The organism is Nocardioides salarius (genome assembly GCF_016907435.1).
Taxonomy (GTDB): Bacteria; Actinomycetota; Actinomycetes; order Propionibacteriales; family Nocardioidaceae; genus Nocardioides; species Nocardioides salarius.
In genome coordinates this window covers 1,938,460-1,958,796 of record NZ_JAFBBZ010000001.1, presented here as the reverse complement: position 1 = coordinate 1,958,796, position 20,337 = coordinate 1,938,460, and the positions used below count along the sequence as shown (strand labels likewise).

Annotated in this window: 16 protein-coding genes; 11 read left to right on the top strand and 5 right to left on the bottom strand. The window is 71.4% G+C overall.

The genetic code is table 11. The features are described 5' to 3' along the window. Nucleotides 1-10: 10 nt before the first annotated feature. The 4 genes from JOE61_RS09420 to JOE61_RS09405 form a co-directional block, all read right to left on the bottom strand. Entirely contained in the window at nucleotides 11-3,310 is a 3,300-nt protein-coding gene (locus JOE61_RS09420) for a M1 family aminopeptidase (protein ID WP_193669837.1), read from the bottom strand. Nucleotides 3,311-3,528: 218 nt separating this feature from the next. Continuing rightward, nucleotides 3,529-3,942 carry a hypothetical protein gene (locus JOE61_RS09415; RefSeq protein WP_193669836.1) on the bottom strand — a complete coding sequence of 138 codons (414 nt, stop codon included), beginning with the start codon at nucleotides 3,940-3,942 and terminating at the stop codon, nucleotides 3,529-3,531. Nucleotides 3,943-3,976: 34 nt separating this feature from the next. Further along, nucleotides 3,977-5,470 (bottom strand): sodium:solute symporter family protein, encoded by a 1,494-nt coding sequence (locus tag JOE61_RS09410; protein ID WP_193669835.1) that lies wholly within the window; start codon nucleotides 5,468-5,470, stop codon nucleotides 3,977-3,979. Nucleotides 5,471-5,726: 256 nt separating this feature from the next. Beyond that, nucleotides 5,727-7,526 (bottom strand): helix-turn-helix domain-containing protein, encoded by a 1,800-nt coding sequence (locus JOE61_RS09405; RefSeq protein ID WP_193669834.1) that lies wholly within the window; start codon nucleotides 7,524-7,526, stop codon nucleotides 5,727-5,729. 199 nt (nucleotides 7,527-7,725) lie between these two features. Here JOE61_RS09405 and JOE61_RS09400 point away from each other — a divergent pair, with 199 nt between their 5' ends. The 9 genes from JOE61_RS09400 to JOE61_RS09360 all read left to right on the top strand — a co-directional run bounded on the left by JOE61_RS09400 (nucleotide 7,726) and on the right by JOE61_RS09360 (nucleotide 17,241). Further along, nucleotides 7,726-9,330 carry a long-chain-fatty-acid--CoA ligase gene (locus JOE61_RS09400; RefSeq protein ID WP_193669833.1) on the top strand — a complete coding sequence of 535 codons (1,605 nt, stop codon included), beginning with the start codon at nucleotides 7,726-7,728 and terminating at the stop codon, nucleotides 9,328-9,330. A 66-nt stretch (nucleotides 9,331-9,396) separates the two neighbouring features. Next, nucleotides 9,397-10,191: a transporter substrate-binding domain-containing protein gene (locus JOE61_RS09395; RefSeq protein WP_193669832.1), complete on the top strand. Its 795-nt coding sequence runs from the start codon at nucleotides 9,397-9,399 to the stop codon at nucleotides 10,189-10,191. A 47-nt stretch (nucleotides 10,192-10,238) separates the two neighbouring features. Then, nucleotides 10,239-11,024, top strand: a complete 786-nt coding sequence (locus JOE61_RS09390) for an amino acid ABC transporter permease (protein WP_193669831.1) — start codon at nucleotides 10,239-10,241, stop codon at nucleotides 11,022-11,024. Between the two features lie 4 nt (nucleotides 11,025-11,028). Next, entirely contained in the window at nucleotides 11,029-11,778 is a 750-nt protein-coding gene (locus JOE61_RS09385; RefSeq protein ID WP_307822901.1) for an amino acid ABC transporter ATP-binding protein, read from the top strand. A gap of 30 nt (nucleotides 11,779-11,808) precedes the next feature. Next, the gene (locus tag JOE61_RS09380; protein ID WP_193669830.1) at nucleotides 11,809-12,312 is read left to right on the top strand and encodes a mycothiol transferase; all 504 of its coding nucleotides are present in this window, start codon (nucleotides 11,809-11,811) and stop codon (nucleotides 12,310-12,312) included. Nucleotides 12,313-12,411: 99 nt separating this feature from the next. Continuing rightward, nucleotides 12,412-13,770, top strand: coding sequence for a short-chain fatty acid transporter (locus tag JOE61_RS09375; protein WP_193669829.1), 1,359 nt, complete (start codon nucleotides 12,412-12,414; stop codon nucleotides 13,768-13,770). A 195-nt stretch (nucleotides 13,771-13,965) separates the two neighbouring features. Then, complete coding sequence (locus JOE61_RS09370) at nucleotides 13,966-14,952, top strand: amidohydrolase family protein (protein ID WP_193669828.1); 987 nt, start codon at nucleotides 13,966-13,968, stop codon at nucleotides 14,950-14,952. Then, nucleotides 14,949-16,127, top strand: coding sequence for a Gfo/Idh/MocA family protein (locus JOE61_RS09365; protein WP_193669827.1), 1,179 nt, complete (start codon nucleotides 14,949-14,951; stop codon nucleotides 16,125-16,127). The genes JOE61_RS09370 and JOE61_RS09365 overlap by 4 nt, the downstream gene beginning before the upstream one ends. After that, the gene (locus JOE61_RS09360) at nucleotides 16,120-17,241 is read left to right on the top strand and encodes a Gfo/Idh/MocA family protein (RefSeq protein ID WP_193669826.1); all 1,122 of its coding nucleotides are present in this window, start codon (nucleotides 16,120-16,122) and stop codon (nucleotides 17,239-17,241) included. The genes JOE61_RS09365 and JOE61_RS09360 overlap by 8 nt, the downstream gene beginning before the upstream one ends. Nucleotides 17,242-17,257: 16 nt before the next feature. Here the strand turns inward: JOE61_RS09360 and JOE61_RS09355 are convergent, their stop codons facing one another. Next, nucleotides 17,258-18,346: an amidohydrolase family protein gene (locus JOE61_RS09355; protein WP_193669825.1), complete on the bottom strand. Its 1,089-nt coding sequence runs from the start codon at nucleotides 18,344-18,346 to the stop codon at nucleotides 17,258-17,260. A gap of 29 nt (nucleotides 18,347-18,375) precedes the next feature. Between JOE61_RS09355 and JOE61_RS09350 the strand changes: the two genes are divergently transcribed. Further along, a complete protein-coding gene (locus JOE61_RS09350; protein ID WP_193669824.1) occupies nucleotides 18,376-19,401 on the top strand; it encodes an Ldh family oxidoreductase in 1,026 nt (341 codons plus the stop codon). A 24-nt stretch (nucleotides 19,402-19,425) separates the two neighbouring features. After that, entirely contained in the window at nucleotides 19,426-20,253 is an 828-nt protein-coding gene (locus JOE61_RS09345) for a fumarylacetoacetate hydrolase family protein (RefSeq protein ID WP_204797197.1), read from the top strand. Nucleotides 20,254-20,337: the final 84 nt, after the last annotated feature.

The window sequence follows — 20,337 nt, the reverse complement described above, 5'->3', positions numbered from 1 at the left end:
TCCCGAGTGATCAGCGCACCGCCCTCGTCAGCGCGCTGGTGACGGAGGTGTCGGCGTACCCGGGGCGGGACCCGGTGACCTTGACCTTGATCCGCTTGCCGCGCAGCGCGGGACCGATCTCGAGCCGCTTGCCGCTCTCCCGCGCAAGCACCTCGCCGGCCGCGAACCAGCGGTAGGCGAGGGCGACCTCGTCGTCCCACTCGCCGGCCCGGGCCACCAGGGTGCGTCCGACCCGGGCCTGGCCCTTGATGGAGGGCCGGCGCGGGGCCTCGAGACGAGCGGTGGACACGGGTGCGGTGGCCTCGCTGGTGCGCGTGACCGACTCGTGGCCGGTCATCGACCCGGTCACCGCGACGGTGACGACCCCGCCGACGTCGCGCGGACGGGGGCTGAACTCGACACCGGTCGCGTCGACGACGGGCTCGCCGTCGACGAGCCACTGGTAGGCCAGGTCGACCCCGTCGTCCCAGGCGCCGGCCTCGACGGCGAGCGTCTCCCCGAAGCGGGGCGTCCCACCGATGGTGGGGGTCGGCGTGAGCGTCAGCCCGGCGGCCGCGACAGCGTCGGACTCGGCGCTGGTGCGAGCGGTCGTGGCGTAGCCGGCCTTGGTGCCCGTGACGCGCACGGCCAGGGTGCTCCCAAGGTCGTCGGCGGTCGGCGAGTAGCCGGCCCCGGTCGCGCCGGGGACCGGCTCACCGCCCGAGAACCACTGGTAGGTCAGCGCGGTCCTGTCGTCCCAGCTGCCCGCCTCGGCGGTCACGGTGCCGCCGAAGACGGGGGTGCCGGCGATCGTGGGGGTCGGCGACGACGCGAACGTGCCGAGCGCCACCGGCGCGGTCGGGGCGCTGGTGCGCGCCACGCTGTCGTAGCCCGGACGCGAGCCGGTGACCTGCACGGTCACGGTCTTGTCCAGGTCGGCAGGCACCGGCGTGTACGACGCCGTGGTGGCGGCGGGGACCGGCTGGCCCCCGACGGACCACTGGTAGGACAGGGTGGCCCCGCCGTCCCAGCTGCCGGGCTCGGCGCTGAGCGACGCCCCCACCGCCGGGTCGCCCACCACGGTCGGGACGGGCGTGCCGACGAAGGAGCCCCGCGCGACCGGCGCGCTGGGCTCGCTGGTGCGCGTCACCGGCAGGTAGCCGGACCGCTCGCCGGTCACCTCCACGCTCACGGTGCGGCCCACGTCGGAGGCACGCGGGGAGAACGTCGAGGACGTGGCTGCCGCGACGACGTCGCCGCCGACCGACCAGACGTACTCGAACGTGCTGCCCTCGGCCCAGCCGGCGGTGGCAGCGGTGAGGGTGCCGTCGACCACGGGGGTCCCGGTGACGACGGGGTCGGCGGTCGGGGTCAACGGCTGGGCGTCGACCGCGTGGCTGGTGGTGCAGGCATCCGCGCACAGGCCGCCGAGCGACGCGGCAGCGGGAGCGGCGGTCGCCTCGAGCGTGTCGCTGGAGGCGTCGTCCGCGAGGACCGCCGAGAAGCTGACGGTGGCGGTGCTGGCCTCTACGGCGGTCGGTGTCGACGGCACGGTCCAGGAGAGGTCGCTGCCGTCGAGGGTGAGCTCGTCGGGCAGGGCGCCCAGCTCGGCGTCGTCGAGGACGTCGCCCAGGTCGACCACCACGCTGGCCCCGTCGAGGGCCACGCGACCCACGTTGGTCGCGCTCAACGTGTAGACGATCTCGTCACCGGGCTCGACGGCGCCGTCGCTCGGCTCCGCGGTGAGGGCGAGGTCGTACTTGCCGGGCCAGGCCGGCTTGTCGGCGTCGTGGATCCAGTCCTGCCAGAACGAGTCGAGGTCGCGGTCCGAGAGCTCCTCGGCGAGGTCCTTGAGCTCGTCGCCGCGCGGGCTCGTGCCGGCGTGCCGGTCCTGCCACTGGCGCACCACGGCCAGGAAGTCGTCGCGGCGCAGCGCCGTGTGCAGCGCCTCCCAGAACTGCGCGCCCCGCGTGTAGGTCTGGTAGCCGTAGAGGTTCGCCGAGTCGGTCTGCGCACCAGGCGGCGTGGCCCAGCTCGAGCTGGTCGCGGCCCGGCTGTTCCAGCTGTTGTAGTAGGACGTCTCGACCGCGGTCCAGCTGGGCGTCGCCGCCGCGACGACGTTGTTGTAGTACGTCGGCGCCCAGGAGGCCATCCCCTCGTTGATCCAGATGTCGGTCCACAGCCCGGGCGAGACGTTGTCGCCGTACCACTGGTGGGCGATCTCGTGGGTCAGCGTGTTGCCGTTGAAGGAGCTCACGCTCGGGAAGAACGAGCGGTCCTGGGTCTCCAGCGCGTAGTTGATCCCGCTGGGCACCGCGTCGACGATGACGCCGGTCGCGTCGCCCGGGTAGGCGCCGTAGATGTCCTCGAGGCCGCGGGTGATCGGCCCGATCGCGGCACGGCGGTTGGTGAAGGTCGTCTTGTTGGTGGAGGACTGCGCGGAGTCGATGAACGACAGCTCGGGGATCTCGCGGCCGCTGCTCAGCGTCACCGTGCCCTCGTGGACGTCGTACTTGCCGACCGAGACCACGATCAGCTCGCTGGCCATCTGCTGGGCCATCGTCCAGCGCCACGTGGTGCGGGTGCCGTCGTCGGTGGGCACCTTGGCGCTCAGCACGCCGTTGCTGGCCGCGGCGGCCGCGCCGGTGCCGGCGAGGTTGGTCAGCTCGTCCGGTACGTTGACGTCGATGGTGTACGTCGCCTTGTCGCCCGGCGTGTTGTTGTGCGGGTAGACGGCCATCGCGCCCACCGGCTGGGCCAGGAAGGTGGCGCCGTCGGCGGTGCCGACCCAGCCCTCCCACGACCCGTCGGCGTCGGTGTGGCGCCCGGGGACGCCGTGGTAGTCGACGTCGACGGTGAAGGCGCCCTCGACCGGGGTCTCGGGAGTGATCACGAGCTTGTACTTGTGGGAGGGGTCGTAGTTGACCCCGGTGACCACGTCGCGGGTGAAGGTGGCGGGCTGGCCGTCGACCTCGACGCTGTCGATGTCGAGGCCACGGAAGTCCATCGAGAAGGAGCGCAGCGGGTCGTCGGTCGTGACGGCCTCCATGTGCAGGCTCGCCTCGTCGAAGACGCCGCCCATGATCCCGCTGACCACTCCGGTGGGGCTCCACCGGATGTCGAGGTCGTAGTGCTGCGCGTCGTAGCCACCGTTGCCGATGTGGGGGAACTGGGCGTCGCCGACGCTCTGGGCGCCGTCGACCGGCTCGTGCTTGGCCGCGCCGGCCGGGGTGGCGCTCGCGCCGACGGCGAGGGCCACCGCCAGGGCCGCGATGCCCGGTAGCCGCCGGTGACGCCGGTCGAGCCGGCCCTGTCGTCTCGGGTGCGTCATCTGGCGCGTACCTCTTCCAGGTCCCTGTCGCCGTCAGTTCGGCGAGCGCCTCGCAATCTAGGAAACTATTTTCCTGTGATGAGCAAGCAAGGCAAAAATTTGTCCCGCGAAACGTCGGTGGCACGAACTGGCCCATACCACTTCCCGCCGGGACGACGCGAGAACCCCAGGTCACACCGTGACCTGGGGCTCTCGTCGTCGGGGCAGGGTCGCGAGCGCTACCGGTCCTGCGCGGGCTCGGCCCCGGTCTCGTCGGCGACCTCCAGGGAGAGCCACCCCTGGTAGACGTGGGCGTAGACGAGAGGGGCGCCCACCACGGTGACCGGCCACATGACGTAGAAGAACACCGCCGTGGAGGCGGGCAGGCCGCCGAGGCGGGCGGTGCTGTCGAGCAGGGAGCCCGCCACGACGAACAGGACCCCGACGAGCGCGGCGAAGGCCACCACGGGCACCAGGAACTGCCGGGACCACTCGTTGCGGGCGTTGAGCGAGCCGATGAGCATGAAGAGGGCCACGAAGACGGGGATCGAGTAGTACACCGCCTGCCACACGTCGAGGAGCATCCCGGCTGCTGCGATCAGGGTGGCCACGAAGAACGCGGCCACCAGGGTGTCCATCTTGTCGAGCTTCATCTGGGTTCCACCTTCGGTCGGTCGGGACATCGGACTAGTTCGTGGCACGGGCTCGCTCCGCGACGGTCACGACCTGGGCGTCCATGCGGTCGAAGTGCTGCTGGGAGGTGCGTGAGGGGAAGAGCACGGAGACCGCGATGAAGAGCAGCGCCCCGCAGGCGATGACGAACCCGCCGGCCTGCATGTACGCCGGCAGGGTGATGACGCCCTCCGAGGTCAGGATCGTGACCGCCAGGTTGGCCACGATGCCGAACCCGACCGCCACCGTGGTCGCGATGCCGGTGGCGCGGCGCCAGTAGAGCCCCAGCACGACGGGGGCGAAGATGGCCGCGGCGAAGGCGGCCCAGCCGATGGCACCCAGCAGGAAGACCACCTGGGTCAGGTAGAGCGAGAAGACGAGCGCGCACAGGACGACGAACGCGCTGGCGAGCCGTCCCCACATCAGCTCACGGCTCACCGTCCGACCCAGCGAGCCGGCCAGGTCGCGGGTCAGGGAGCTGGCGCCGATGGTGATGAAGGAGCTGGCGCTGGACATGATCGCGGCCAGCAGCCCGGCCATCACGAAGCCGGCGAAGGCCGGTGCGGTCATGTTGTCGAGGAACCACGTGGTCGTGTTGTCGATGTTCGCCAGCTCCGGTGCGCGTCCGTCGATGGTCAGGGCGCGGGTGGCCAGGCCGATGGAGAGCGCGAACAAGGTGGTGACGGCGTACGCCACGGCGGCGACCAGCGCACCCCATCGCAGCTCGGAGCCCGAGCGCAGCATCAGGAACTTGGTCACCAGCTGGGGCTGGGCGGCGGTGCCCAGGACGGCCAGGAAGACGAACGAGAAGATCCAGGTGATCGGCTGGGTCGCGTCGAGACTGAGGAACCCGGGGTCGGCGCCCTCGACCGTCGCCAGCATGTCCGACCAGCCGCCGGCGGTGCGCGTCGCCACCACGAAGGCCGCGACCGACATCACGATCATCAGCAGGCCCTGCACCAGGTCGGTCCAGACCGCGGCGAGCATGCCTCCCGCGATCGTGTACGCCGCCACGACGAGCGAGCCGATGATGGCGCCCACGACCACCGAGGTGTCGAAGATGATGCCGACGATCACCCCCATCGCCGTCACCTGCGCGGTCATGTAGGCGACCGAGCCGACGAACATCGCGATCGACATCGAGAAGTGGGCCGAGCGGTGCGGGTAGCGGACCTTGACCACGTCGGGCACCGAGTACACGTCGTGCGACCTGGCCAGCCGGTAGAGCCGGGAGCCGAGCAGGAACCACGACAGGGCGAAGCTCAGCGGCACCAGCAACGCCGCCGCCACGATCGCCTGCATCCCCCAGGCGTAGGTGTTGGCGGTGTGCCCGATCATCCCGAACCCGCTCTGGATGGAGGAGAACGTGGCGATCGCCATCACGAAGAAGCCCAGCGTCTGGCCGGCGACCAGGAACTCCCGGGACGAGGCCATCTTGGTGTTGGCCCAGTACCCGATGCCGAACATGACGATGAAGTAGACGATGACGATGCCTAGTACGACACTCATGTGCTCCCTTTCAGTAGGCCTCTTCTGTGGCCTCGTGTGCGCCGGGCGGGCACCGACGGCGGCCGGTGCGGCGGGACCGTGGCGCCGAGCGGAGGCAGTGACCCCGGTCACCCTGCGGCGGTGTCGGTCGTCACTCTAGGAGCGGGGCTGCAGGAGAAGGAGGTGGCATAGCGCCACACCTGGGGAGGGTCGGGTGTGGAACCTCCACCCCCCAGGTCGGCGGCGGCCGCGGTCGGTCCGGGGCCGGTGCCGGGCGTCAGCTCGGCCGGTCGTCGCCCGCTGGGGCGCTGCGGCCCAGCGACTGCCGGAGCAGGTGCAGCCGCACCGCCATCCGCAGCTGCAGGTCGTCACCGCTGCGCCAGTCCTCGTCGAGCACGGCGGCGGCCCGGTCCAGCCGCTTGACGAGCGTGTTGGGGTGCACGTGCAGCGCGCGGGCGGTGCGGCTCAGGTTCTCCCCGTGCTCGAAGTAGGCCGCCAGGGTGCACACCAGCTCCGTCGAGCGACGCGCGTCGTAGGTGACGAGCGGGCCGATGGCCGCGGTGACGAACTCGTCCAGCTCGGCACTGCGGTCCGGGTCGACGAGGATGCCGTAGAGAGCGAGGTCGGCCACGCGCAGCGCGGTGTCACCCCGGCCGAGCGCGGCTGCCACGACGAGGCTCCGGCTGGCGCGGGTGAACGCGCGGGCCCAGCCGCCGGGGCCCACGGACTCGGCGACCACCGTGACGGGCTGGCCCAGGTCGCGCCGCAGGCGCTGGTGCAGCATGGACGGGACGTCGTCGCTCCCGTCCGACGGCAGCAGCAGGGTCGGGTGCCCCGCGTGCTCGCCCGCGAGACCGGACTGGTCGCGGGCGATCGTGTGCAGGCGCCGGGCGACGTCGGAGCGACGTAGGTCGGCGGCCTCGGCGATGACCAGCACGTCCAGCGCGTCGAGGTCGACGCCACGGGAGCGCGCTCGGGCACGGTGGGTCGTGCTGGGTGTCGGGCCGGAGGTCATCAGCTCGGTCAACAGCTCCCCGCTGAGCCGTTCCTCGGCATCGGCGACGGCGTCCTCGTTGAGGATCAGCAGGGCGAGCACGTGTGCGGCGAGCTCGAGGGTGCGGTCGTCGACGGGGCCGGGGGGCTCGGCGCGGGTCCAGGCGACCGTGCCGAGCAGGCGCTCGCCCGCCCGGATGGGGGCCACGCTGTGCGAGCCCCCGCCCGCCTGGCTCCCCGAGGCGCAGCGGCCGGTGCTCGTGGCCTCGCGCCGCAGCAGTGCCAGGGCGGGAGCGGCGGAACCGGCGTCCGGCTCCACCGAGCCGTCGTCGGCGCGTGCGACCTCGACCCCGTCGCGGTCCAGGACCGTCACCGCTCCTCCGAGCTGCGTGACCAGGCGGCGGGCGACGTCCTCGGGGCCACCGCCCGTGACGACGACCCCGGTCAGCGCCTCGTGCGCCGACTGGGCCCGCTCCATCTCCGCGACCTGGTCCTCGATGGTGCGGTACGCCGACCTGAGCCGCTCGAGCGAGGTCCGGCTCTCGTCGTAGAGCCGGGCGTTGTCCAGGGCCACCGCCGCATGGTCCGCGAACGCGCTGAGCAGCGCGATCTCGTCGGTGCGGAACTCGCGCTCGGAACGGTCGGCGGCGAACAGGACCCCGATGGCCTCGCCCCGCACCAACAGCGGCACCCCCAGGAGAGCGATCAGGCCCTCCTGGCCGACCAGGTCGTCGAAGCCGGGGTCGTGCTCCAGGTCGCTGGCGTGGGCGTAGCGGCTCACGTGGTGGGCGGCGCGGGTCTGCAGCACCCTTCCCCCCAGTCCGGTCCCCGGCGGGATGCGTGCGGCTCGGAAGGCCGCAGAGATGGTGCCCTCGCTGGCCCGGATCGCCAGCCCGCCGTCTGCGCCGACCAGCGAGAGGTAGGTGAAGTCGGTCCCGATCAGGTCGTGGGCGTGGCGCACGATCGAGCGCAGCACGTCGTCGAGGTCGCCCAGTGCCGTCAGGGAGCGCGCCGTCGCGTACAGCGAGGTCAGCTCCCGCTGCCGCGCCGACCCTCCGGGGTCGCGGGGGCTGTCCACGGCCATTGGTGCCTCCTCAGGAACGGGGCCGCATCGGTGCCCGGCCCGGGCGGCAGGGTAGCCCAGCCGCACACCCGGGAGTCTCGATGTGTGTGACATCCACACCTCCTGGCGGCGTCCCCGCCGCGCCTAGGTTGAGCGGGCGCCGGTGCGACGAGCAGCACGGGCGTCGGCCCACGACCCACGACCCCCGGGAGCAGCGCAGATGGACGGCCTCATGCAGTCGAGACCGCTGAGCGTGGCGCACGTCGTCGAGCGCGCCGAGTCGATGTTCGGCCACAAGCGGATCGTCAGTGCCGGCGACGAGACGCTGACCTTCCGGGCCTGGGCGGGGCGGGTACGCCGCCTGGTCACCGCCCTCGACTCCCTGGAGGTCCCCGAGGGCGCGACAGTGGGGACGCTCGCCGCCAACCACCGCCGCCACCTGGAGCTCTACGCGGCCGCACCGGTCAGCAAGCGGGTCCTGCACACGATCAACACCCGCCTGCCGGCCGAGCACCTCGAGCACGTCATCGCCGACGCCGGCGACGACGTCGTCTTCGTCGACCGGGCCCATCTCGCGGGCGTGTGGGCGGGAGTGCGCCACCTGGGCGTGCGGCACTGGGTGGTGCTGCCCGACGGCACGACCGCGGACCTCCCGCAGGACCCCAGGATCTCCCACTACGAGGACCTCCTGGCGGTGTCCGCGCCGCGCGCGGGCTCCTTCGAGGACGACTTCTCCCGCGACGACGAGGACCTCGCCGCCGGGCTCTGCTACACCTCCGGCACCACCGGCCCGCCCAAGGGCGTGGTCTACAGCCACCGGTCGACGCTGCTGCACTCGATGGGGACGATGCTCGCGGGCTACATCGGTCTCCACGAGCGCGACGTGGTGCTGCCGATCGTCCCCATGTTCCACGCCAACGCCTGGGGGCTGCCGTACGGCGCGCTGCTCGCCGGTGCCGACCTGGTCCTGCCGGGACGCTCCAGCGACCCCGCCCACCTGCTGGCCCTCATGGACTCCGAGCAGGTGACCGTCGCTGCTGCCGTGCCCACCGTGTGGACGAGCCTGGTGCCCGGCCTGGCCGGCACCGGACGGGGGGCGGTGCGCCTGCTGCTGGCCGGAGGGTCGGCGGTCGCCCCTGCCCTGTCGCGGGCCTACGAGGGGGCCTGGGGGCTGCCGTTGACCCACTCGTGGGGGATGACGGAGGTGAGCCCGGTCGGAGCGGTCGGGGGGCTGCGCAGCGAGCACGACGCCCTCGACCCCGTCTCGCGCGAGGAGGCCCTGGCCGCCCAGGGGCAGCCGCTGCCGCTGGTCCGGGTCCGCGTCGTCGACGTCGAGTCCGGTGCCCCACAGCCCTGGGACGGGGCCAGCGCGGGGGAGCTGCAGGTCGCCGGGCCGTGGGTGGCGTCGGCGTACCTGCACCGGGCCACGACCGAGAGCCACACCGAGGACGGGTGGCTGCGCACCGGTGACATCGCCACGCTCGACGCATCGGGCACCGTGCGTCTGGTCGACCGCCTCAAGGACCTGATCAAGTCGGGCGGGGAGTGGATCTCCTCGGCCGAGCTCGAGTCGGCGATCGGGTCGCACCCGGAGGTCGACGAGGTGGCGGTGGTCGCTCGGCCCGATCCGCGCTGGATGGAGCGCCCGGTCGCGTGCGTCGTGCGACGAGCGGGCTCGGCGCTGACCGCCGAGCAGGTGAAGAGCCACATCGCCCCGACCGTGGCGAGGTGGTGGGTGCCGGACGAGGTGGTCTTCGTCGACTCCCTGCCCAAGACCGGCACCGGCAAGCTCGCCAAGGCGGAGGTGCGCGCAGCCTTGCGCTGACCCGTGACGCCGGCCGCACCCTCGGGCGCCCGCGACCCTCGTCTCGTGCGCAGTTAGGATTCTCGGGTGAAGTCCCAGGCACTGAAGACCCTGTCCGTGGCCACCGCCCTCGCGCTGAGCCTCTCCGCGTGCGGCTCGGACGAGCCGGAGGCGGCCGAAGGCGAGCCCGAGCTCGGCTCCGCCGGTCAGCTCACGGTGTGCACCGACGCTCCGTACAAGCCGTTCGAGTACCCCGACGACTCCTCGCCGACCGGCTACACCGGCTTCGACATGGAGATCGTCGACGCGATCGCGGCCGGGATGGACCTCGAGGTCGTCGTCAAGGACGCCGGCTTCGACGGCCTCCAGAGCGGTGCGTCCCTGGCCGCCGGGCAGTGCGACATGGTCGCCAGCGCGATGACGATCACCGAGGAGCGTGAGGAGAACCTCGACTTCTCCGAGCCCTACTACGACTCCAAGCAGTCGCTCCTGGCCGAGGCCGGCGGCGACGTCGCCTCGATCGAGGACCTCGACGGCCAGAAGGTCGGCGTGCAGCAGGGCACCACCGGCGCGCAGTACGCCCAGGACAACGTGCCCGAGGGCGCCGAGCTGGTCTCCTTCCCCAGCGACGCCGAGCTCTACGCGGCCCTGAACTCCGGCGGCGTCGCCGCGGTCCTGCAGGACCTGCCCGTCAACCTCGACCACACCGACGACGGTGCCTACGAGATCGTCGAGGAGTACGACACCGACGAGTCCTACGGCTTCGCGGTCAAGGAGGAGGGCAGCGAGGACCTCCTCGCGGCCATCAACGAGAACCTCCAGGAGCTCCGCGACAGCGGCGAGTACGACACCATCTACGAGAAGTACTTCTCCGACTCCTGACGCTGCTGCGTCGTCGTCCGTAGCCGACCACCGTTGAGGAGTCCCTCGTGAAGAGGACCACGAAGACCCGTCTCACCCGCGGGTCGCTGTACGCGATCTTCGTGGCCGCCGTCGCCGCGCTGGTCCTGGCCGCGGACTGGCCGGCCATCCAGGAGGCGTTCTTCGACGTCGAGATCGCCAAGGACCTCTTCCCCGACGTGGTCGTGGTGGCGGCCAAGAACACGATCATCTACACCGCGATCGCGTTCGCCGGGGGCATGGTCTTCGGCCTGGTCCTCGCGTTGATGAAGCTCTCGCCGGTGGCGCCCTACCGATGGGTCGCGACGGCCTACATCGAGTTCTTCCGCGGCCTGCCGGCCCTGCTGGTGATCTTCACCTTCGCCTTTGCGGTGCCGATCGCCTTCCAGTGGCGCCCGCCCGGTGGCAACGCGGGAGCCGGCCTGATCGCCCTCATCGTCGTCTCGGCGGCCTACATCGCCGAGACGATCCGCGCCGGCATCCAGGCCGTCCCCAAGGGCCAGGTCGAGGCGGCCCACTCGCTCGGCATGCCGGGGGGCTGGACCATGATCTCGGTGGTGCTCCCGCAGGCCTTCCGGATCGTGATCCCCCCGCTGACCAACGAGCTGGTGATCCTGATCAAGGACACCTCGCTGCTGTTCATCGTCGGCATGACCCTGTCGCAGCAGGAGCTCACCACGTTCGCCCGCGACGGGGTCTCCTCGGTGGCCAACTCGACGCCGCTGACCATCGCAGCCCTGATGTACCTGGCCGTCACCCTGCCGCTGACGCGGCTGGTGGCCTACATGGAGCGCCGCGGCGCGAGAGGACGCTGAACCCGTGACGAGCACACCCGCCTACGAGCACGCGATCGACGTCCAGCAGCTGCACAAGTCGTTCGGCGACAACGAGGTCCTCAAGGGCATCGACTTCCACGTCGACGACGGCGAGGTGGTCTGCGTGATCGGACCCTCCGGCTCGGGCAAGTCGACGCTGCTGCGCTGCGTCAACCGGCTGGAGGTGCCGACCAAGGGCAGGGTGCTGGTCGAGGGCGTCGACATGACCGACCCCGAGACCGACCTCAACGACGTGCGCTCGCGCATCGGGATGGTCTTCCAGTCCTTCAACCTCTTCCCGCACCTGACCGTCACCGCCAACCTGACCCTGGCCCAGCGCCGGGTCAAGAAGCGCGGCAAGGCGGAAGCCGAGAAGAAGGCCCGGGAGAACCTGGCCCGGGTGGGCCTGGAGGACAAGGCCGACGCCTACCCCGCGCACCTCTCCGGCGGCCAGCAGCAGCGCGTCGCCATCGCTCGGGCGCTGTCGATGGACCCCGACCTGATGCTCTTCGACGAGCCGACCAGCGCCCTGGACCCCGAGCTCGTCGGCGACGTGCTCGCGGTGATGAAGTCGCTGGCCGCCGAGGGCATGACGATGATGGTGGTGACCCACGAGATGGGCTTCGCCCGCGAGGTCGGCGACAAGCTCGTCTTCATGGACGAGGGCGTGATCATGGAGGAGGGCGACCCCGCCGAGGTGCTCTCCGACCCGCAGCACGCGCGCACCCAGGAGTTCCTCTCCAAGGTGCTGTGACGGGAGCTGCGGGCGACGTACGGTCGGGGCATGACGCCTGGTGAGCTGTTGGCCGACTCCCTCGACCGCGTCGCCGAGCACGTCGAGGCGGTCCTCGACGGTCTCGACGTCGACGCCCTGACCCACCGCCCCGGGCCGGGGGCGAACACCATCGGCTGGCTGGTCTGGCACCTGACCCGCGTCTACGACGACCACGTCGCCGCGGCGGCCGGGCGCGAGCAGGTGCACGTCGCGTCGGGGTACGCCGAGCGGCTGGGGCTGCCGTTCGACCCCGCCGACACCGGCTTCGGCCACAGCAGCGACGAGGTGGCCGCGGTGCGGGTGCCGGCCGACCTGCTCGGCGACTACTTCCGCGAGGTGCACGGCGCGATGCGCCCCTGGGTGCACGGCCTGGACGCCGCCGACCTCGACCGGGTGGTGGACGAGCGCTGGGACCCGCCCGTCACGCTCGGGGTCCGGCTGGTCTCGGTGGCCGACGACTGCGCCCAGCACGCCGGGCAGGCGGCGTACGTGCGCGGGCTGCTGGGGCGCTGAGCGCCACCGGCGCGCGCCGCGCTTGACGGCGGGGTGCCCGGCACGGTGGGGTGAGCCACGCCACAGCCGTCTCGGGCGTGGCCTCTCGGGAGGTCCCACATGCTGCGCAAGATCGCCGGTCCGGCGAGCCGTTTCGTCGAACGCTGGATGCCCGGAGCCTTCGTCTTCGCGGTCGCCCTGACCCTGCTGGTGGCGTTGCTGTCGCTGAGCCTGACCGACACCGGCCCGCGCGAGCTGGTGCTCGCCTGGGGCGACGGGCTCACGGGCCTGCTGGCCTTCATGACCCAGGTCGCGCTGGTGCTGCTGCTGGGCTACACCCTGGCCAACCTGCCGCCGGTGCACCGGCTGCTGACCCGGGTGGCGGGGCTGCCGCGCTCGCCGCGGGCGGCGTACGCCTTCGTCACCGTGGTGGCCGGGCTGGCCTCGCTGCTCAGCTTCGGGCTCGGGCTCATCGTCGGCGGCGTCGTGGCCGTCGAGGTCGCCCGTCGCTTCCGTGAGCGGTGCACGCCGCTGCACTACCCGCTGCTGGTGGCCTCGGCCTACACCGGCTTCGTGGTCTGGCACATGGGCTACTCGGGCTCCGGGCCGCTCAACGCCGCCACCGAGACCGGGGTCTACGCGACGACGCTCGACATGGGCGTCGTGCCCGTCTCCGAGACCATCTTCGCCTGGTGGAACCTGGCCGCCATCGGCGTGACGCTCCTGGTGATCGCCGTGGCGATGCCGCTGATGGCCCCCGGCGACGGCGAGGCCGTGCGCGCCGCGCCCGAGGCCGCGCTGGAGGAGTCCGAGGAGCCTGCCGGCACCGGCGGCGCCCAGGAGGCGGGCTCGCCCGCCGACCGGCTCGAGACCTCGAGGCTGGTCACCGCCGTGATGGGCGTGGCGCTGGGCCTCTACCTGGTCGTCTACTTCCTCGACAACGGCTTCGACCTGACCCTCGACATCGTCAACTGGACCTTCCTGTGCCTGGTGCTGCTGGTCGTGGCCAACGCCCGCCAGCTCGCCGCCCTGGTCGCGCGCGGCGGCCGCACGGTCGTCGAGGTGCTGCTGCAGTACCCCCTGTACGCCGGCATCGCGGCGATGATGGCCGCCAGCGGCCTGGCCGAGATGCTGAGCAGCTGGGTGGTCGACGCGGCCACGCCCGGCACGCTCGGCGTCTTCGCCTTCCTCTCCGCGGGCCTGCTCAACCTCTTCGTGCCCTCGGGCGGCGGTCAGTTCGCCCTGCAGGCGCCGATCTTCGCCTCGGCCGCCGAGTCGCTCGACGTCACCCAGCCGGTCGTGATCATGGCCATCGCCTACGGCGACCAGTGGACCAACATGATCCAGCCGTTCTGGGCGGTGCCGCTGCTGGCGGTCGCCGGACTGCGGGTGCGCGACATCATGGGCTACACCAGCGTGGTGCTGGTGATCACCGGCGTCGTCTTCGTCTCCACCCTGCTGCTCGTCGGGGCCGGCTGAGGGGAGGTCGGGCGCAGGACGCCAGCACCCGGCACGGTCCGGCCGTCGGCCACTCACGGATCCCGCCATCGAACTGCCGGGTAGGCACATTGTGGCCCGCGTCGCGCGGTTCCTAGGGTTCCAAGCACGTCGCCCGCACCGGCCGGGCGCGGGGAAGGACGCCGCATGCCCAGGGCTCGCCGCACAGACGGCCCCGTGATCGACCTGCACTGCCACCGCGAGTGCTCTCTCGCCGACGACTTCATGAAGGAGGCCGCCCTCGCAGCGGGCAAGGTCTCGTTGGGTCACGGCAACCCGACGACGCAGGCGGTGAACCGTCGACAGCTCGAGCACATCAAGCCGAAGATGGACGTGCTCGAGGTGCGACTGGAGGACATGGACGCCATGGGCGTCGACGTGCAGGCCGTCGCGGTAGCGGTCTACCAGTACTACTACTGGGCCGACGCCGAGACCGGCGCCAAGGTCTCGCGGATGATGAACGAGGAGTTCGTGGAGGCGACCTCTCGCTACGGCGAGCGCTTCCTGCCGCTGGGCACGGTCCCGCTGCAGGACACCGAGGCGGCCGTCCAGGAGCTGCGCTACCTGGCGGGCGAGCTCGGGATGAAGGGGATCGAGATCGGTACCCACGTCGAGGGCGAGGAGATATCGGCGCAGCGGCTGGAGCCCTTCTGGGCCGAGGTCGAGAGGCTGGGCCTCGTCGTCGTCGTGCACACCCAGGGGACCACCCACCCGCAACGGTTGCAGACCCACAACTTCGTCAACATCATCGGCCACGCCTACGAGGCGACCGTGGCGACGGCACACCTGATCTTCAGCGGTGTCATGGAGCGGCACCCGGACCTGAAGGTCGTCGTCGTCCACGGCGGCGGCTACCTGCCGGCCTACGCAGGGCGGATCGACCACGGCTGGCGGGCGCGGGAGGACGTCCGCGAGGACGTGCGTGACCTCCCGGGCAACTACCTGCGCAAGTTCTTCTTCGACACGATGGTCTTCGAGCCCGACCAGCTCAGGTTCCTGGTGGACAAGTACGGAGCCGACCACGTGGTGCTCGGCACCGACTACCCCTACGACATGGGCGACGAGGACCCGCTGGCACTTCTCGCAGCCACGCCCGGCCTGTCGCAGGACCAGGTCGACCTGATCGCCGGTGGCAACGCCGCCCGTCTGCTGGGTCTCTCATGACGACCACGGATGGCGGCGCGCGGCTGCAGCGCGACGGGATCGGTCTGGCTGTCATCGGCTGCGGCGCCATCGGACGGATCCGGGCGGTGCTGGCTCGCGAGTACCCGGGCGTGCGCTGGCTCGGTCTGTGCGACGTCGATGCGGCCACGCTCGACCAGCTGGCGAGCGACACCGACGCCGACCTCGCCACGACCGACATCGACGAGCTGCTGGCGCGGCCCGAGGTCAGTGCGGTGATCATCGCCACGGACGAGCGGGAGCACGTGGAGCCCATCCTCAAGGCCGCGGGGCTCGGCGTGCCGCTGTTCATCGAGAAGCCCCTGGCGACCGACCCCGTCGACTCCGCACGAGTGCTGGCAGCCATCGAGGCCGCCGGGGTGGATGCCGTCGTCGGCTACACCCAGCGCTTCCGGCGCCGGTTCCTCACCGTGAAGCAGCGCCTCCGCGACGGTCAGGTCGGCGAGGTGACCACCGTGGTCACCCGAGCCCTGATGAACCGGATGGTGCCCGAGGCGACGCTGCGCAAGGTCAGCGACACGACGAACCTGACACCGATGGTCGTGTCCGGCACGCACAGCCTCGACATGTGCCTGTGGTTGATGGAGGGCAAGGAGCCCGTCGAGGTCTACGCCCGCAGCGTCGACCGGACGCTGGGCGACATGGGGACCAAGGACGGCACCCTGGGCATCTTCACGATGGACGACGGGACCGTGTTCTCGATGAACATCAACTGGGCGCTGCCAGCGGTCTGGCCAGGCGCTGTCTACGGCCTGGAGATCGGCATCGTGGGCACCGAGGGCGTCATCGACATCGAGGACACCCACCGCGACGTGATCGTGGCCTCCCAGCACCCTCAGCCCGCCGGGTACAACAGCCGTGGGTTCCAGGCACCCGCGCCACGACACATCGACTTCGTGGGCAGCTATCCGCCCGGTGACCTCTCGGACGGGGTCCTGTGGGGGCCGATGCGGGAGGAGACCATGACGTGGTTCAACCGTCTGACCACCGGGGCCCGCACGCCGCACGCCTCGGCCGCCGACGGGCACCGCAACCTGCTGCTGACCATGGCCATGGACCTGTCGGCCGCGCGAGGTCGTGCCGTCACCCTTCCCATCACACCCGAGGAGCTGCTCGCCGAGCTGTCCTCCCCCTCGTCAGGAGCCCGCGATGTCTGAGACGACCGCGATCGTGAACCCGCCCGGCAAGCCGCTGTCCATCGGCGTGATCGGCACCGGCTGGTGCGGTGGGATCCGTGCCGTCGCCTGCGCCCGCAGCGCCTTGGTGGGCGACCTCCACCTCGCCGAGGTCGACGAGGCCAGGCTGCAGGAGATGGCGCTGCTCACGGAGCCGGCCTCGGTCACGAACGACTGGGAGCGGATCGTCGCCGACCCCCAGGTCGATGCCGTGCTGATCAGCGCCACACCCGAGAACCTGCACCACCCGATGGCCGAGGCCGCCCTCAGCGCCGGCAAGCACGTGCTGCTGGAGAAGCCGATCGCGCTCACCCTGGACGAGGCCGACCGCTTGATCGCGCTCGCCCAGGAACGAGACCTGAAGTTCACGATCGGCTACTCGCAGCGCTTCAACCCCAAGCAGTCGATGGTCAAGCGCTCGATCGAGGCGGGCGACCTCGGCGCCGTCAGCAGCATCCTGGTCAGCCGCCACATCACGCGCTCGCTCGGCGCCAAGATCAGCAATCGCACCAAGCTGTCACCGGCGGCGATGGAGGCCACGCACGACCTGGACTTCGCCTTCTGGTGCCTGCAGCCCCGGCGCCCGGTACGGGTCTACTCCCAGAACGCCTGGGGGGTCCGGGCAGACACCCTCGGGGTGCCCGACACCCAGTACGTCGTGGTGACCATGGACGACGGGACGGTGGTCACCGTGGGTGCCGGCATGTCGTTGCCCCCCGGCTACCCCAACCAGTCCAGCACCTGGATCGAGGTGCTCGGCACCGAGGGTGCCGTGCTGGTCGATGCCAGCCACCGCGACGTCGTGGTCAACACGGTCGCCCGGGGGGTGCAGTTCCCGATGTCCACGATGCCGGGGGAGTACGTCGACCACGTGTACGCGGGGCCGATGGAGCGCGAGACCACGCACTTCCTCGAGGCAGTGGCCTACGACCGCCCGGTGATGGTCGACCCGCGGCACGCGCGGACCGTCATGGAGGTCTACCTGGCAGCCGACCTCTCGGCCGAGACCAACGAGGTGGTCACCCTCCCGCTGAGCCGCGACCAGATAGGTCTCGCCCTCTCCGAGCTCTACGTGGACCGCCCGGTCCGGGGCTGACCAGGCCGTGACCGGGTCAGCCGATCCGGAACAACCGCTGCGCGTTGCCACCGAGGACCAGCCGACGCTGGTCCTCGGTGAGGCCGGCATCCTCGAGGAAGCCCAGCGGGTCCGGAGTGCCCATGTCGAAGGGGTAGTCGGTGCCGAGCAGCACGCGGTCGGCGCCCTGCTGCGCCACGAGGTGGCCGACCATGGCCGGCTCGAAGACGTTGGTGTCGACGTGCAGCAGTCGCAGGTAGTCGCTGGGTGCCCTGTCGATGTGGTGCCGCAGCTCCGGGCGGTGCCGCCACGCGTGGTCCGTGCGGGCGACGTAGAACGGCAGGTAGCCCCCACCGTGCACCACGACCATCTGCAGCTCGGGGTGACGGTGCCACACACCGCCGAGGATCATCCGGGTGACTGCGAGTGTCGAGGCCAACGGCATGCACATCACGTTGACCAGGTAGTAGTCGCTGAAGCGCTCTCCGTGCGTGAACCCCTGGGGGTGCAGCACGGCGGTCATGGCGAGGTCGGTGGCCGTGGACCAGAGCTCGTCGTACCTGCGGTCGTCGAGCTCGATGATCGTGCCGTCGGCTCTCATCACGTCAGCACTCAGCTCGAAGCCGCCCATGCCGAGGTCGTGGGCCTCACGCAGCATCTCCACCGCCAGGTCGGGGTGGGCGAGCGGAAGGTTGGCGATGGCGGCGAAGCGACCGGGGAACCGGGCGACCACCTCGGCGAGCCGCTCGTGCTGGGCGCGGCAGACGCGGACGGCCTCGCTGTCGGGCAGCCAGTAGAAGTACTCGGTCGGGGGGACCGCCAGGACCTGGGTGTCGATGCCCTGGGCGTCCATGTCGACCAGGCGCGACTCAGCGTCCTCGAACCGCGCGGTCGACTGGGGCGTCGCGCGCAGGGCCGCTGTGTAGGCGAGGGTCTCGGGGGAGCTGAAGCGTGCTCGGGGCTCGAGCTCGGGGCGGTGCCACGGCTTCGCGAGCGCAGCGGCCGCGGGCACGGCCAGGTGGGTGTGGACGTCCACGGTGCGGTACTGCGGGCGGGTCGCCGTCGTGGGTGCGATGACGGGCGAGAGGTCCACGAACTGCTGTGCGGGGTCAAGGACGGAACTCATGAGAGGACACCTTTCGAGTGCGTATGACGATGGCGGAGCTGGAGGGCCTGGTGGGCGACCTGCTGGTGAGCGCCGGCGTGCCGGGACCCGATGCTCGACTGACGGCGCAACGGCTGGTCGAGGCGGACGCCCGGGGCCGCAACGGGCACGGCGTGATCCGGTTGGTGCCGTACCTGGAGAGGATCCGGGCGGGTGGCATCAACGTCGACCCGGACATCCGGGTCCTCGCCGACCGGCCCAGCAGTGCCCAGGTCGACGGTGACAACGGTCTCGGTCAGGTCGTGATGACCAGGGTCACCGACCTGGCGATCGCGAAGGCCGGTGCCACGGGTGTCGGGGTGGTCGGCGCCGTGAGGTCCAACCACGCCGGGGCCGCCGGGCTGTACGCCCTGCGCGCGGCCGAGGCCGGGATGGTGGGGATCTACCTGGCGGTGGCCAATGCCAACGGCATGGCGCCGTGGGGCGGGCGCAACCCGCTGCTGGGAACCAACCCCCTGGCGATCGCGGTGCCTGGCGAGCGGTCGACGTTCCTGCTCGACATGGCCACGACGGCCACCTCGCACGGAACCATCAAGACCTACCGCGATGCCGGACGCGCGATGCCGGAGGGATGGGTGGTGGGCGCGGACGGAGAGCCGATCACCGATCCCGGCCGCGCCGAGGAGGGACAGCTGGTCCCCATGGGCGGCTACAAGGGTGCTGGGCTCACGATCGCGATCGGCCTGCTCGCAGGCGTCCTCAACGGCGCCGCCTTCGGCTCGGAGGTCATCGACCACCGCGTCGACCTGGCCACGCCGACGAACACCGGCCAGCTGCTGCTGGTGGTCGCGGCCGACGTCTTCCGCCCGCTGGCCGACGCTGTGGGCGGCGTCGAGGCGGCCCTGTCCGAGCTGCGTCGCAGCGACGGCCCGGAGGGCGAGCCCCTGCGCTTGCCCGGAGACGCCTCCGCGGCTGCCTGGGCGCACGCGTGCGAGCACGGCATCGAGCTCCCGGCGCCGTTGTGGCGTCGGTTGACTGACGAGGCGGAGCGCTGCGGCGTTGCGCTGCCGTCCTGACGATGAGGAGATGCTGTGCGACTGGTGACCTACGAACGACCCGAGGGTGGCGCCGAACGCCTCGGCGTGCTCAACGACGCAGGTGAGGTCGTCGATCTCGGCCCCGGCTCGATGCAGGGGCTCATCGCCGACTGGCCGGAGCGCGCCGACGAGGTCGCTGCCGCGGCGGCGACCCGCTCGGGGCTGCCCCTCGGGGCGGTACGCCTGCTCGCGCCGGTCCGCCCCCGCAACAACATCATGTGTGTCGGGAAGAACTATGCCGCCCACGCGCAGGAGTTCGCCGGCAGCGGGTTCGACGCCTCGCAGCAGCAGGCCGTGCCCGACGCTCCGGTCATCTTCACCAAGGCCCTGTCGTCCCTGGTCGGACCCGACGATGCGGTGCGGGTCTCGGCTGACGACACCGGCACCTCCGACTACGAGGGGGAGCTCGCGGTGGTCCTCGGCCCCGACCAGGAGGTCTTCGGCTACACCATCGTCAACGACCTCACCGTCAGGGAGCTGCAGCGCAGGCACGTGCAGTTCTTCGTCGGCAAGAGCGCCGCGACCTACTGCCCCATGGGGCCGGTCCTGGTGACCGCGGACGAGGTCCCGGACGTGCGCGAGCTGTGGGTGCGGACCACCGTCAACGGCGAGCCCAGGCAGGCGGCGCCGGTCGCGGACCTGATCTTCGACGTGGCGACCCTGGTCGCCACCATCGGTGCCTACGTGCGCCTCGAGGCGGGGGACGTCATCGCGACCGGGACCCCGGCCGGTGTCGGCATCGGCTTCGATCCGCCGAAGTACCTGTGCCCGGGCGACGTGGTGGAGGTCAGTGTCGACGGCATCGGGACGCTGCGCAACACGTGTGTCTGACGACGGTGGGGCGGTGACCGTTGCGGTCACCGCCCCTGCCGTGGTGAGGAGGGCGGGGCCGCCCCCGCCCTCCTCACGTCGTCG

Coding starts and splice junctions, on each gene's coding strand:
- JOE61_RS09420 (WP_193669837.1), bottom strand. CDS start 3,310: ATGACGCACCCGAGACGACAGGGCCGGCTCGACCGGCGTCACCGGCGG.
- JOE61_RS09415 (WP_193669836.1), bottom strand. CDS start 3,942: ATGAAGCTCGACAAGATGGACACCCTGGTGGCCGCGTTCTTCGTGGCC.
- JOE61_RS09410 (WP_193669835.1), bottom strand. CDS start 5,470: ATGAGTGTCGTACTAGGCATCGTCATCGTCTACTTCATCGTCATGTTC.
- JOE61_RS09405 (WP_193669834.1), bottom strand. CDS start 7,526: ATGGCCGTGGACAGCCCCCGCGACCCCGGAGGGTCGGCGCGGCAGCGG.
- JOE61_RS09400 (WP_193669833.1), top strand. CDS start 7,726: ATGGACGGCCTCATGCAGTCGAGACCGCTGAGCGTGGCGCACGTCGTC.
- JOE61_RS09380 (WP_193669830.1), top strand. CDS start 11,809: ATGACGCCTGGTGAGCTGTTGGCCGACTCCCTCGACCGCGTCGCCGAG.
- JOE61_RS09375 (WP_193669829.1), top strand. CDS start 12,412: ATGCTGCGCAAGATCGCCGGTCCGGCGAGCCGTTTCGTCGAACGCTGG.
- JOE61_RS09365 (WP_193669827.1), top strand. CDS start 14,949: ATGACGACCACGGATGGCGGCGCGCGGCTGCAGCGCGACGGGATCGGT.
- JOE61_RS09360 (WP_193669826.1), top strand. CDS start 16,120: ATGTCTGAGACGACCGCGATCGTGAACCCGCCCGGCAAGCCGCTGTCC.
- JOE61_RS09355 (WP_193669825.1), bottom strand. CDS start 18,346: ATGAGTTCCGTCCTTGACCCCGCACAGCAGTTCGTGGACCTCTCGCCC.
- JOE61_RS09350 (WP_193669824.1), top strand. CDS start 18,376: ATGGCGGAGCTGGAGGGCCTGGTGGGCGACCTGCTGGTGAGCGCCGGC.